Source organism: Sulfurovum sp. NBC37-1 (assembly GCF_000010345.1).
Lineage (GTDB): Bacteria > Campylobacterota > Campylobacteria > Campylobacterales > Sulfurovaceae > Sulfurovum.
This window is the reverse complement of record NC_009663.1, coordinates 582,557-596,724: the sequence shown is the minus strand read 5'-3', so window position 1 is coordinate 596,724 and position 14,168 is coordinate 582,557. Positions and strand designations below refer to the sequence as shown.

Below are 14,168 nucleotides of genomic sequence, written 5' to 3'. Positions count from 1 at the left end.
TTTAAAACTTATATTAGTTATTTGTTTCCATTCTACACAGAAAAGAGCAGGCACTATTTCCTGTACGTTACATTTGACCTATTGATAGGCTCTTTTGACATCTTTTTCAATCTCACCCGGTGCTGAAGCGATCTTCATGAACTCAGACATACTCAACTGCGGAATAGAAAGGGCCAGATAGAATTTCGGATCAAGCATTACTGCCTTCTTTCCTATGATCATAGACTCGTACGGAAGGATATTCGCATCACGCTCCGCTTTGATCTTCTGAAGAAACTTGTTGGTTATGTTTCTGAGCTTATGCCCTACAAGGACATTTCCATTGGGAAGTTTCAAAGTGTAAGCAACATATTTGTTTCCGTTCCCACCTGCAACTTTGGAAAGAAGGTCATCTCCTTCGCCCACTTTGATGGTATCGTTCAGGTACGGCATACCGAACATGAACTGATACTTTGGAAGATCTTCAAGCACATATTTTTCTTCTACTTCATACATATCACCCAGAACTATCTGCAGAGCTTTGAGTGTTTCAGTGAACTGTCCGTACTTGTATTTGTCCTGGAGGAAAGCCGCTCCAAAATAAGAAGGGTTCTGCACACGTATCTCATTACCTTCGTTGACCAGTAGATGCAGTGCAGCCATCCAGGTATTGGTCTGAAGCAATTCATCGTTGGTAATGGTCAGTACAGTCTTGCCTTTCAGAATGGGTGTTACTGCCAGGACCTTGAATCCATTGGCTTCCAGTTTTTGTTTGAGATTATCGATATTCTGCAGTCGTGCCGCATAATAGGTAGAGAGTTTTTTAGGTGCTTTGCCACCAATGACAAGTTTGGCACCCTTAAAGACCTTGGGTGGCACTTCAACCTTCACAGACGGTTCAGATTTTACCTCTACGGTTACATCATCTTCTTTAAGTGTTTCTATCTGTGCTTCAAGTTCCTTTACTTTTTCTTTAAGACGCTCATTCTCTTTCTCGAGCGAAATAATTTCAGATGCTTTTGGATCCTGAGCCTTGAACCCAAGTCCAGGATCAGCACTGGATTCTGCTTTTGTTTGGCCCAAAGATACATCTGCCTGAAGATAGGTAAAAAGCAATACAAACATTATTGTTATTATTTTTGTAGCTTTATATAAATTCACATCAATCCTTTCATCAAAAATCCTGATATTATTCTATCAGATTTATTATAAGGAAAAATATATATTTTGATAAAAATGATCAATTTACCTGTTTTTAAAGTAGATCAACTCTTTAGGGTAACTCGATGGAAGGCCCTGAAGTTTCTGGTCTTCCCGGGTTTGTTCATATGTATCTAGAAACTGGGCTATCTCTACTGCTGCAACCGTCTTCGCAATTTCGGAAAGTGCAGCCGCACGGGCCACTTCGACCTTCGCTGCTGCTCTGGCTATGGCAGCACGGGCTTTAGCTTTGATCTCCTCAAGCGAAACATCTTCTCTTCTCATTTGAAGTAATACTTCGATATCCTTTTTTGGTAAAGCTTTGACCAATTCCGCTTTGGATACAGCCTGACGGATCTCCACAGCAGAAACAGATCTGGCAATCTTTACAGCCGCATGGCTTTTTGCTACGGAGAGTGTTGCTTCTTCATCCACCACTTTTGGTTCAGGCTGCATTCTGCTTCGCTCCACATTCCCTGTCGCAAGGATGATGTTTTGTGTCGCTTTGGCCTTTTGAACTTCAACCTGTGAAATAGCATTTGCAATGTTTTTCATCGCTTTTAGTTTCTCTTTTTTCAATGCCTGCTCATCTATTGCAGATGCCTGCTTTTTTGCCATCTCATCCACACTTAGCACTATCTTTTCTTTAGCATCGATCTTGCTGATTTCTACTTTTGCTACGGACTGTGCAATCTGAGCAACCGATTTAGTCTCTGCGATCCTGGTTTGTATTCCATCAGAAGAAAGATTCTCCTCTCCCCGATGTGCACGCTCAGCTTCGATCTGCGCTACTGTCTCCTTCAGGGTTTGAATGGCTTCAGTTCTGGCCTTCACTACCTCTGCAAAAGAATTCAATATCTCTCCCTGTACCCTGCTCCGCTCATCCTGTGCATGTAGCGATGACACAAAAAAAACACCCATGAAGAAGGCAATCATTATTCTATTCATTTCCAATCCTTTACTATTCAGCTATTATAATATATTATGGTTATGCTTATTATAGAATTATTTATCTACTATACAGATAAAGTAAAGGATTTTTATTCAACACTCAAACTCTCTTCGAGATACACACCCAGTTCCTTCGCCTCTCCAAGGATCATTTCGCTCACTTTCCATTTTGATTCGATGATCACATCTGCCAGCTTTGACTTGATTCGGAGTTCCAGAGGACGCTTGCCCGGGTAACGCTCCACAAGGCACATCAGATCCTCCACCGTTTTGGCATCGGGCATCAGGTTCAAAGCCAGGATCAGCGGCGGCTGTTCCGGTTCCGGCGTGTGCTTCTCCTCTTTTTTGACCTTGACCTTCTCTTTCTTGGCATCTTTGAGCGATTCGATCTTGATGATATTCATACGGGTAAAATCACCATCTTTACTGATCTTGACTTTGAAAGCGATCGGCTTGGTCGTATCGAAACCTTCATCGAGCTCTTTGAGACGGTTCTCAAAAAGCATCAGTTCAATGTTCCCATGCAGGTCCATAATGTTCGCGATTCCGAACTTGTTCCCTTTCTTCGATATCTTCTCGGTAATGCTTTCTATTTTTCCAATGAAAAGGGCCTGTGAACCGTCTGCCAGATCATCGATCTCGGAACTGAGTGTATAGTTGATACTCTCCAGCGTTTCACGGTACTTGTCAAGCGGGTGACCGGAGACATAAAAGCCCAGTGACTCCTTCTCCATCTCAAGGATCTCCATAGGTTCAAATTCTTCCATATGGGAGAGTTCAAGGGTAACAGAAGTCATTTCCTCCCCTTCACCAAAAAGGGAGCCAACAGCCATTTTCCTGGCTTCTCCAGCTTTTTTGGCCGTATCGATGATATCTTCTATCTGGGAAAGCATTGCTTTACGACTGTAACCGAAACTGTCCAGCGCCCCTGCTTTAATGAGCGATTCTATGACCTTTTTATTCACTTTGCTCGAATCGATACGTGAAACGAAGTCTGAGAAATCCCTGAACGCTCCCTCTTCCCTGGCTTCCAGCATGGAAGTGATCGCAATGTCCCCTGCACCTTTGATCGCACCCATACCGAACATGACAACCTCATCACCATCGATATTCGTCGCTTCAAAGACCAGTCCGGACCTGTTGATATCTGGCGGAAGCAGTTTGATGCCCATCTGTTTCAGTTCATCTACATACTTAACGACTTTGTCGGTATTGTTCTTTTCCAGAGTCAGGATCGCAGCCATGAACTCTGTAGGATAATAATACTTCAGATAGGAAGTATAGAAGGTAACCATCGCATAGGCAGCCGAGTGTGATTTGTTAAAACCGTAACCGGCGAATTTCACGATAAGGTCGAAAAGATCCGCCGCTTTGGCTCTATCAAATCCTTTCTCGGCAGCACCCTCAGCAAACTCGTCTTTAAGTTTATCCATCTCTTCCTTGATCTTCTTACCCATTGCCCGTCGCACGAGGTCAGCACCACCGAGTGAGAAACCGCCGATGGTCTGCACGATCTGCATAACCTGTTCCTGATAGACGATGACCCCGTAGGTCGGCTTGAGAATAGGTTCAAGTTCTGGGAAGGCATAGGTAATCTCTGCCCGGCCGTGTTTACGTTCGACGAAGTCATCGAGCATTCCCGACTCCATCGGCCCGGGACGGTAGAGTGCAAGCATCGCAATGATATCTTCGAAGCTGGACGGTTTCAGTTTTTTCGCCAAATCCTGCATTCCGGCCGATTCGATCTGGAAGAGGCCAAGCGTCTCACCCGTTGAAATGTAATCATACACTTTGGGATCCTCGATGTTCTCTTCAACAAAGTTGATACGCTTTCCGTGCCTTTTCTCAACCAGTTGCAGTGCTTCTTCGATCACGGTGAGTGTTTTGAGCCCCAAAAAGTCAAACTTGATCAGGTCGACATCTTCCACATATTTCCCCGAATACTGTGTTGCCAGCGTATCAAGCCCCGAAGGCTTGAAAAGCGGTGTCTTCTGCCAGAGCGCTTCGTTCGAGATAACAACACCGGCAGCATGGGTACCTGCATTCCGATTCAGCCCTTCGAGTGCGAGTGCATACTCCCAGGTACGTTTGGCCTGGGGATCGCTCTCCAGCAATTCCTTGATCTTGGGTTCTTTTTCATACGACGCCTTCAGGTCGATCCCCAGTTCATCAGGGATCAGTTTTGCCATCGCATCCGCTTTGGAGTACGGCATGTCAAGCACACGCGCAACATCACGGATAACCCCTTTGGCAAGCAGTTTACCAAAGGTGATAATCTGCGCCACGTTCACACGACCGTACTTTTCTACCACATAGTCGAGTATCTCCTGACGACGCGCCTGACAGAAGTCCATATCGATATCCGGCATGGAGATACGTTCCGGGTTCAAAAATCGCTCAAAGAGCAAGCCGTAAGGCATGGGGTCGATATCGGTAATACGAAGGGCATAAGCCACCAGCGATCCTGCTGCCGATCCACGACCAGGACCTACCGGGATCCCCATACGTTTGGCAGCATCGACAAATTCCCATACGATCAGCATATAACCCGGGAACTTCATATTGTTAATAATGTCTATCTCTACCTGTAGGCGATCCCAGTACTCCTGGTGCTTCTCCTCGGGAACAATCTTTAGACGTTCGACCAAACCTCTTTTAGATTCTTCTATAAAGAGGATTTTGTCGTTTTCAAGTGAATACTCCACCTCGGGTTCAGGCAGTTTGAGTCCGATCTCTTTCGCTTTTTCTCTGGCAAACTTGAAATTCGGCGGTGTCGGATTTCCCAGTTTGATCTCAAGGTTGCACTTGTCCACGATCTCCTGCGTTGCTTCAAGTGCTTCGGGAATATCGGCGAAAAGTTCGGCCATCTGCTCGGGGGATTTCACATAGAACTCATGTACAGAGTGGCGCAGACGATTGGGATCGTCATAGAGCTTGTTCATCGCAATACACATAAATGCCTCATGCGCGTCCGCATCCTGAGGATTGGTGTAGTGGGTATCGTTCGTAGCGACGATCTTGATACCCGTCTCCTGCGAGAGTTGAAGGATCTGCTTGTCTATACGGTGCTGATCCCCGATGCCATGACGCATCAGTTCAAGGTAGAAATCATCCCCGAAAACCTCTTTGTATTTCAGGGCAATACGTTTGGCCTCCTCGTACCCTTTGGCACCGAACTTGAGATTGCGCTCGGAAAGGTTGAGATGCCAGTTCACTTCCCCCTGAAGACAGGCAGACGAGCAGACAAGCCCTTCCGCATGCTCTTTGAGCAGGTTCCAGTTGATACGCGGATAGTAGTAAAATCCTTCAATGTAGGCTTTGGAAGAGAGGAACATCAAATTCTTGTACCCTGCTTCATTTTTTGCATACAAACAGAGGTGGAAACGCTGTCGAACCGACTTGTCTCCTAGTTCAGGCTGATTGTGTACATAGGCTTCCATCCCGATGATCGGCTTGATACCTTCTTTGCGCATGGTATTGTAGAAATCGATAGTACCGAACATATTGCCGTGGTCGGTCATCGCTACCGACGTCATTCCCAACTCTTTGACCTTTTTGGCCAGGGCTTTGATCTTGTTGGCGCCATCAAGCAGTGAATATTCCGTATGAAGATGGAGGTGTGTAAACTGCGGTTTTAATTTCGGTTCTTCTGACATATTATATAGACCTTATAAAATATTCTATTTTAATTAAATGGATTCTAATATAGCAGAGATTTTGTGAAACTGGGATTAATTAAAATCAAACAAAAGATCAAATAAAAAACAATATCAAAATGTAACCGCTCAAGCCCTACTTTGACCTCAAAACCCAAAGCAGGAACAAACTACCGATCCCCAAGTTAACCCAACTGACACCCGAAGCAAACATATCTTCAAGCTGGATGAACAGCCAGCGCTGTATAGCGATCGGTTCAGTAATACTGTGCAGGTGTGCCCAGAAGACAAGTTCATCCTGCCAGATATATGTTATAGCTTCAGGCAGGAAGAAAAAGAAAATGATACCTACGATCCCCCATATTCCTTTTTTCGGCTTGATGGATTTAACTGCCTCTTTGAATCTCGGGTCCTGCTCTATTTTTCCATGTATGTGTTTTATTTTTTCTTTCATCTCTGTTGCCTTGTAATTACAAAGGGGTCAGTCGCTGTACACACCTTCATCCATGTCGAAATCGTAGTCAGGTTCAATAGCAGGTACCTTTTTCAAAGTTTCAGGATCAAACTCCTTGCTTTTCAGGTCATATTCACTCCCCTGATAGAAACGCTGCTCTTTGGCATATTTTTTCTCAAGCTCCATCGCTTTTTTTACCGCTTCTTTGGTTTTGTTGTTATCTATACTACTGTTATTCTCTTTTGTAGTGTTATGTTCACTGCCAAAGCCCATTACAATAGTAAAGCTCAGCAGTAAAGCAATTATCGATAGTTTCATAATAGTCTCCACTTTGCGTTGTTAGCAAAAACTATATCAGAATGAAACTTTAATAAATATAAAATAAACTAATGATTTTAAGAATTTAAACTTATAGTACTTAGCAGTATCCCAAAAGCATTCCCTCTTTCACAGCCTGCATACTCTCTTCACCTACCAGTCTTTTGACAATGGCCAGACCGAAACACACTGCCGTTCCCGGCCCCTGTGAAGTCATGACATTTCCATCTTCCACAACTTTTTCGTCCGCTACATAGCCGGGATGGTCTATCTCTTCTACCGCACCGGGATACGCGGTATATCTTTCACCCAATACACCGGCTTGTTTTAAAGCGAACGGTGCAGCACACATGGCACCGACGATCTTTTTAGCTTTAAACTCTCTGAGCAGTTCCTGCACTCTGGTATTTTCCGCCAGTGCATAGGTACCGCCCCACCCTCCGGGAAGTACCATCATATCGAAGTCATCGGAAATGACATTTTTGATGGATGTATCCGCTTTGACGGTGATGCCGTTGGCACCCAGCACCAGGTCACTTTGCATTTCATCTTCAAGATACGCCACACGTACTTCAATGCCGCCGCGACGCATTACATCAATGAGCGCGACCGCTTCGAGTTCTTCAAATCCTTTTGCCAATGGTATCAATACGCTTGCCATGTTAATTCTCCTTACTTAAAATATGATTGATGATCCTGTATCCGTGGTTCAAAGCGATGGCAATACTCCCGCCACTGTTGAACACGATATCACCTGCAATGTAGAGCCCGGGGACTTCACTCTCGTAGTTATCATCGAAAATAGGTTCACCCGTTTCATCCAGGGTGATACCGCAGCTTTTAAGAAAATCTTTCGGGGTGGTCCCGCCTATGGCATAAATAACCCTGTCAAAAAGTTCCGGGCCGTCCGTGAAATTGACTTTGACCTGTCCGTGTTCACCTTCCAGGCTTTCAATATCCACACCCAGTTTCAATCTGACCGCTTCATTGTCACAATATTCTGCGATCATCTCCTGATTGGTCGGATTGGGGCGCGTCAGATCTTCACGTCTGTAGTTGAGTGTCACTTCGTTCGTTGCACTCAGTTCACAGGCATACTCCACTGCACTATCCCCGCCTCCGACAACGAGTATATGTTCTCCGTTACTGCATTTGTCAAGATTGAAATTGATCTGTGATCTCAATGAAGGGGGAATTTTATAGGAAGGTTTATTCGGTTTTCCCATCCGTCCGATAGCAACAATGACATTTTTTGCCATATCTTCGCCACAGCCGGAAATAACATGAAAAAGTCCATCTCTTTTTTCGACCTTTTCGACCGCACAGTTAAAACGGGTATCGATCTTTTCATCATCCAACTGTCGGTCAAAGAAATCAAGCGTACTCTCTTTGGTACCGTCGGTGAATTCGACATTGCCTTCCATATCCACTGCCTGACCCTGCCAGTCCTTGTCGACACGCTTCATATCTTTGTAGAATTTACGGATGGTATGTGAGTGGTTATCCATTTTTTCTATCATCAGTACTTTTTCAAGTCCAAGCACTTTCGCTTCTACTGCAGACCCTATACCTCCAGGTCCACCGCCGATTATGATCAGATCATATACATTTTCCATTAAGTACCATCCTTCTTAATAACAATTCAAATAAGATAAGTGTACCACTTTCTCAAAGAGAAATCCATACTTTTACTTAAAAAATCTATTTGTTTTCAGGAATGATCACTTTTGCATACATACCCGGGAAGATATTTCTGTCATCTTTATCAAATGAAACACGCATTTTGATCTTATGGGTCATAGGGTTGGCATCGGGAATAATCGCTTTGATCTTACCTACAGTTTTATACTGTATAGATGGTATCTCTACTGCAATACGTTGTCCCTCGTGAACTCTCCCTATAATCCCTTCTGAGAGTGAAACATCGATCTCAAGATGCTCTGTATCGACAATCATAATAGCCAACATGCCGGGCATAAGCATATCACCTACTTTGATATTTTTTTGTACCACGACACCGTCTGCCGGAGCTTTCATCTTGAGATAATTGAAGACCACTGCCATCTGTTTGACCTGTTCTGCAGCATGTTTGACCATGATCTTGGTCGATTCAAGCATCGCTTTGACGGTCTCAATCTGTCCTTCAAGATCATCCATACCAAACCCGGTCATACCATACTTCTTTTTGACGTTCTCTTTCTTTTTATTGATCACACGCAGACGGTCTTTCCAATATTCCAACGCTATCTGTGACTGCTCAAGCATCAAGTTGGCCTGCGTTTTCATAATGTCGAATTCAGCTGACTCCATCTCATAGAGATCATCTTCACGCTTGACCTTGTCACCCAGTTTGACATAAACTTTTTTCACGTAGCCCATATAGCGGCTTCCGATCATTTTCTGTCCGTCGGAAACCACTGTCCCTGTCAGTGAAATACTGCCGGCATGTACAAAACTTCCCAAAAGGAGCAGAAAAAGGGTAATTTTTTGTAGTCTTAACATATAGTGTTTCTTTTCATACTAAAATGCAACATCACATAATATTCAATATTGCTGGATGCCATTTTACAACTTCTATGGTTAATGATCACCTATACAGTTACCATTTTCTCAGACGTATATGGCATTTCATACACTGTTGTGAGATCTTGCTGTATTCCTGCAGGGCCTGGACTGCATCTCCGTCAGAGAAACGCTCCTCGATATCCTCGGCTTTCTTCTTGATCTTTTTTTGGATCTTTCGTGTCATCCTCAAGTCATTGTTCAGCCACTTTTCATAGATATCTTTATTATTCACTTCCGAATCTATGGGCCGGACATTGGTAATGGTCTCTTTGAGCACTTTTGTACCCGCCTTGACAATATCGATATTGTTATAGAAGAAGCCGGATTGAATATCCTGCATTGCCTGTGCCATCTTTTGCATATCTGCTATTCTGTCTGCCTGTGTGTACCCTTCTGCCATTGTAAAAGCCGTTGTTGCGGCTGTTAACAGTGCGAATTGACGTAATAATTTTACCATTTTATCATCCCCTTATCGATATTATTTTAGATAAGAGCATTGTAACCAATTATCTTTAATGAAACAATTACATTTATTATCATCATCAAGTTTAATTACATTTTTTTATACAGTTTAAGTTTTAATTTAAATATTTGGTGATAAGATGCTGGAAGGTGATACCTAAAAATTAACAACCAAACAAAAGGATGGTATATGAAAAAAACAGTAATTTCATGTGTAGCAGCAGCGGCACTTTTAACAAGTGCTCAAGCAGATTTTAGCTTTGGAGACATGTTCAAAGATATGAAAGAAGCAGCGATTTCTATGAGTAAAGATGCTAAAGACAGCGTCGAGTCCATGAAAGACGGTGCAGTAGAAACAAGTAAGAGTGCTGAAAGAACCGTAACCAATGTAAGTGCGGATGCAAAAGATACATCTGTCAAAGTATCTGACGACCTTAAAACAGCACAGGTTTCAACAAGTAAAGATGTCAGAGATGCAACAGTGGAAGTAGCAGAAGATACAAAAGATTCTATTACAAATACTACGAAAGATCTTAAAGATTCTACGACGATCGCATCCAAAGATTTTAAAGATTCAGCTATTTCAGTTTCAAAAGATATCAATGATGCAACAAAAACTGTTTCCAACGACTCAAGAGATTCCGTTAAAACAGTTTCCAATGATTCAAGAGATTCCGTAAAAACTGTCTCGAACGATACAACTGATTCAGTCAAAACCGTTTCAAACGATTCAAGAGACTCGGTTAAAACCGTTTCCAACGACTCGAGAGATTCAGTGAAAACCGTTTCAAATGACTCAAGAGATTCCGTTAAAACAGTTTCCAATGATTCAAGAGACTCAGTTAAAACTGTCTCAAATGACTCAAGAGATTCAGTGAAAACTGTTTCTAACGATACAAGAGATTCTGTAAAAGATGTGTCTGACAATGTGAATGATTCTACAAAAACGATCTCCAACGATACAAGAGATTCTGTTCAGACCGTTTCCAACGACCTTGACGAAACAACAAAAACAGTCTCTAATGATTCAAGAGATTCCGTTAAAACAGTTTCCAACGACTCAAGAGACTCAGTCAAAACTGTTTCCAACGATACAAGAGATTCTGTAAAAGAAGTTTCCAACGACCTCGATGATACAACAAGAACAGTCTCCAACGACTCCAGAGATTCTGTCAAGAGAGTTTCCGATAATGTCAATGACTCTACAAAAACGATCTCTAATGATTCAAGAGATTCTGTAAAAGAAGTTTCTGACAATGCGAACGACTCTACCAAAACGATCTCAAAAGAGACAAGAAAATCAGTGAAAGAAGTGGCTGACGATAACGACGCACACAAATAATCTTTCTACAATACTTCGAAAAGCTACCGTAACTTTTGGTAGCTTTTCACTTCTATTGATCAAAAATCATTAATTTCATTTATTATATATATAAGGAATATGCTATCCTATAATATTAATTATTCTAAGGATATGCCTATGTCTATTTTTAAAAAGTTCTTCATTCTAAGCCTGCTGTTCTTCATCCCCCTCTCCCTATTCTCTGCCGATACCAATAATGACGATTCGCTTGCAGTGATCTATACAATCAAAGGCGATGTCGAGAAGAAATACAATGCCATGATGGAAGAGAAACTAAAGACCATAGGATTCAACCTCACCGACCCGCACAAAAGGGTCAATGACCAATATAAAAAGAAATATGGTTCAACCGTTCTGGATGTACTGAGCTTCATGCCCGTTGTCAATGACAAAATGATGCTTCCCCTGCTCAACATCGATCCCCGTATTTCCGGTTTCGGCCCTTTCAATATGCTCATTGCCAAGAAACTGGATGAAGATTTCACACAGGTGGGGCATCTCTCTCCCAAAGTGATGCTGGATATCCTTGGTATAAAAGATCAAAAGGTCAGAGATACTTTCACGGAAAGCTTTGTCGCACTCGATGCGATGATCGAAAAAGAGCTGGGTGGCAAAAAAAGCCATCTTCCGCTGAAAAAGCTGCCGGAACAGACGATGCTGACCTATGAATACACCTTTGAACCTGTGGAAGATATTGAAGATTTTATGGATGAGTTTCAAGGGAAATTCGAAGATGCCTTCATCGAGAAGGAGTATCTCATAGCCGGCTATCATAACTTCATGGAAGGTACACCCGATGCCGCGGAAGTCCTGAAAGACTACGATGCTTTCTGGACCTACTCACTCTGTCATCTTGAGTTCTCCTACAATATGTTCGACACTGAAAATGCAAAACCGCTTGCAGGGCTCTTCGCACCCTGTACCATGTATATGTTCATTCCCAAAGGAAGCAACAAACTCATAGTAGGTATGTACAGACTGCACAACTGGACGGACTCACTCGGCATTACAGATGAAAAGAGGGTCAAACTCGTAGAGAAGCTTGACAGGGAGATACCTGAACTTCTCACTTCCCTGGGCATGAAGGCTATTCCCAATGTCAATCCAAAAACACTCTTCAAAACAGCACAGAAGAAAATACCTGAAAAGATATCCGTAGTTACGCCTGTCCCCCCTACAGCAAAAAGTACCGGAAAGACAAATCTGGCAACCATGTATACAATCAAAGGCGATGTCGAGAAGAAATACAATGCCATGATGGAAGAGAAACTAAAGACCATAGGATTCAACCTCACCGACCCGCACAAAAGGGTCAATGACCAATATAAAAAGAAATATGGTTCAACCGTTCTGGATGTACTGAGCTTCATGCCCGTTGTCAATGACAAAATGATGCTTCCCCTGCTCAACATCGATCCCCGTATTTCCGGTTTCGGCCCTTTCAATATGCTCATTGCCAAGAAACTGGATGAAGATTTCACACAGGTGGGGCATCTCTCTCCCAAAGTGATGCTGGATATCCTTGGTATAAAAGATCAAAAGGTCAGAGATACTTTCACGGAAAGCTTTGTCGCACTCGATGCGATGATCGAAAAAGAGCTGGGTGGCAAAAAAAGCCATCTTCCGCTGAAAAAGCTGCCGGAACAGACGATGCTGACCTATGAATACACCTTTGAACCTGTGGAAGATATTGAAGATTTTATGGATGAGTTTCAAGGGAAATTCGAAGATGCCTTCATCGAGAAGGAGTATCTCATAGCCGGCTATCATAACTTCATGGAAGGTACACCCGATGCCGCGGAAGTCCTGAAAGACTACGATGCTTTCTGGACCTACTCACTCTGTCATCTTGAGTTCTCCTACAATATGTTCGACACTGAAAATGCAAAACCGCTTGCAGGGCTCTTCGCACCCTGTACCATGTATATGTTCATTCCCAAAGGAAGCAACAAACTCATAGTAGGTATGTACAGACTGCATAACTGGACCGACAGTCTTGGTATCACGGATGAAAAAAGGGTCAAACTTGTAGAGAAGCTTGACAGGGAGATACCTGAACTTCTCACTTCCCTGGGAATGAAGGCCATTCCGAATGTCAATCCACTGACCGGTTCACCAAAACCGATTGCAAAACCAGCCGTAACACAGAAGAGAAAAGTACCGATAGTACCTGCCAAACCATCAGCTAAAAAAGAAGAAACAAAAGCAAAAACAGCCACGACTACAGAGACGAAGAAAACCATCAAGATCCCAACAAGTAATAAGACAGTTGAGATCACACTTCCGGTACCACCAAAGCCTGTGGAACCAGTTAAAGTCAAAACGTTCCATACGCAACAGGGGATACTGGACCGCTCGATCAAATTTTCCAAACGTATGCCTCCGAATTACATTCCTCCGGAACAGAGAATAGCTAAAGGGAAAGCGAAAAATACGGCAACGGATATAGGTGAAGTAGTTCATGGCAGGGTACCTGCCTATATCAGAGGTAAATACATTGATGTTAAAGAAGCTGAAAAACGACTCAAAAAAGCCGGCTTCACCATTTTGGGAGAAACAACACTTGATAAAAAAGGAAATTTGGTCTCCATCGTCTTTACAGACAAAGAGCTGACAAAAATGGCCAGCAAAAAGAACCGTGGTTTCGCGGCTTCACTGCGTCTGCTTGTCGACAAAAAAGATAACCATATCAGTATTACCAACCCGATATACATGGCCAAGGCATTCATGCAGGATCAGTATGACGACAAGGCAGCCAAAGCAACACTCAAGAAGATCACAGATAACTTCGAAAATCTGCTGAATTCCAAAGACAAACTAAAGTTCCAGCTGCTTCCAAACTACCAGTTCATGCACGGCATGCCAAAATACCAGGATATGGTCGTAGTAGCAAGAGGGGACAATCTGCTTTCCAAGATCAAGAACAACAAGAAAGTACTCTTCGTACAGAAACTGGATAACGGTGCGACCCTGATCGGCGTAGCACTTGGCAGACGTACCGGTAAATTCATTGGACGTATCGGTACGAACAATGCCGCCCTGCTCCCTTATCCTATCCTCATAGAGAACGGTGAAGCCAAGATCATGGAACCGAAGTATTATATCTCTGTCATGTACCCGCTGCTTCAAATGTCGGAGTTCATGACCATCGCAACCGTACCGGGTGCAATCATAAGGGATTGCGGAAAAGTATTTAAATAATATAGGAAAAAAGATTATC

The 14,168-nt window shown here is 43.1% G+C and carries 11 protein-coding genes; 2 read left to right on the top strand and 9 right to left on the bottom strand.

The window, feature by feature from the left end; all coding sequences use genetic code 11:
• Nucleotides 1-78 precede the first annotated feature (78 nt).
• The 9 genes from SUN_RS02955 to SUN_RS02915 form a co-directional block, all read right to left on the bottom strand.
• Nucleotides 79-1,104, bottom strand: a complete 1,026-nt coding sequence (locus SUN_RS02955; protein WP_232501348.1) for a hypothetical protein — start codon at nucleotides 1,102-1,104, stop codon at nucleotides 79-81.
• A gap of 120 nt (nucleotides 1,105-1,224) precedes the next feature.
• Nucleotides 1,225-2,127 (bottom strand): hypothetical protein, encoded by a 903-nt coding sequence (locus SUN_RS02950; RefSeq protein ID WP_148154632.1) that lies wholly within the window; start codon nucleotides 2,125-2,127, stop codon nucleotides 1,225-1,227.
• A 92-nt stretch (nucleotides 2,128-2,219) separates the two neighbouring features.
• Nucleotides 2,220-5,786 carry a DNA polymerase III subunit alpha gene (gene dnaE / locus SUN_RS02945; protein WP_011980260.1) on the bottom strand — a complete coding sequence of 1,189 codons (3,567 nt, stop codon included), beginning with the start codon at nucleotides 5,784-5,786 and terminating at the stop codon, nucleotides 2,220-2,222.
• A gap of 136 nt (nucleotides 5,787-5,922) precedes the next feature.
• Nucleotides 5,923-6,240, bottom strand: coding sequence for a hypothetical protein (locus SUN_RS02940; RefSeq protein WP_011980259.1), 318 nt, complete (start codon nucleotides 6,238-6,240; stop codon nucleotides 5,923-5,925).
• Between the two features lie 27 nt (nucleotides 6,241-6,267).
• Nucleotides 6,268-6,558 (bottom strand): hypothetical protein, encoded by a 291-nt coding sequence (locus SUN_RS02935; protein ID WP_011980258.1) that lies wholly within the window; start codon nucleotides 6,556-6,558, stop codon nucleotides 6,268-6,270.
• A 100-nt stretch (nucleotides 6,559-6,658) separates the two neighbouring features.
• On the bottom strand, nucleotides 6,659-7,219 hold the full coding sequence (locus SUN_RS02930; protein ID WP_011980257.1) for a DJ-1 family glyoxalase III: 561 nt from the start codon (nucleotides 7,217-7,219) through the stop codon (nucleotides 6,659-6,661).
• A 1-nt stretch (nucleotide 7,220) separates the two neighbouring features.
• Nucleotides 7,221-8,174 carry an NAD(P)-binding domain-containing protein gene (locus tag SUN_RS02925; RefSeq protein WP_011980256.1) on the bottom strand — a complete coding sequence of 318 codons (954 nt, stop codon included), beginning with the start codon at nucleotides 8,172-8,174 and terminating at the stop codon, nucleotides 7,221-7,223.
• Between the two features lie 85 nt (nucleotides 8,175-8,259).
• Nucleotides 8,260-9,060, bottom strand: a complete 801-nt coding sequence (locus tag SUN_RS02920) for an efflux RND transporter periplasmic adaptor subunit (protein ID WP_011980255.1) — start codon at nucleotides 9,058-9,060, stop codon at nucleotides 8,260-8,262.
• Nucleotides 9,061-9,157: 97 nt separating this feature from the next.
• Nucleotides 9,158-9,580 carry a hypothetical protein gene (locus tag SUN_RS02915; RefSeq protein WP_011980254.1) on the bottom strand — a complete coding sequence of 141 codons (423 nt, stop codon included), beginning with the start codon at nucleotides 9,578-9,580 and terminating at the stop codon, nucleotides 9,158-9,160.
• Between the two features lie 195 nt (nucleotides 9,581-9,775).
• Here SUN_RS02915 and SUN_RS02910 point away from each other — a divergent pair, with 195 nt between their 5' ends.
• Both SUN_RS02910 and SUN_RS12945 read left to right on the top strand, forming a co-directional pair.
• Nucleotides 9,776-10,927 (top strand): hypothetical protein, encoded by a 1,152-nt coding sequence (locus tag SUN_RS02910; RefSeq protein ID WP_011980253.1) that lies wholly within the window; start codon nucleotides 9,776-9,778, stop codon nucleotides 10,925-10,927.
• Between the two features lie 138 nt (nucleotides 10,928-11,065).
• Entirely contained in the window at nucleotides 11,066-14,149 is a 3,084-nt protein-coding gene (locus SUN_RS12945; RefSeq protein ID WP_011980252.1) for a hypothetical protein, read from the top strand.
• Nucleotides 14,150-14,168: the final 19 nt, after the last annotated feature.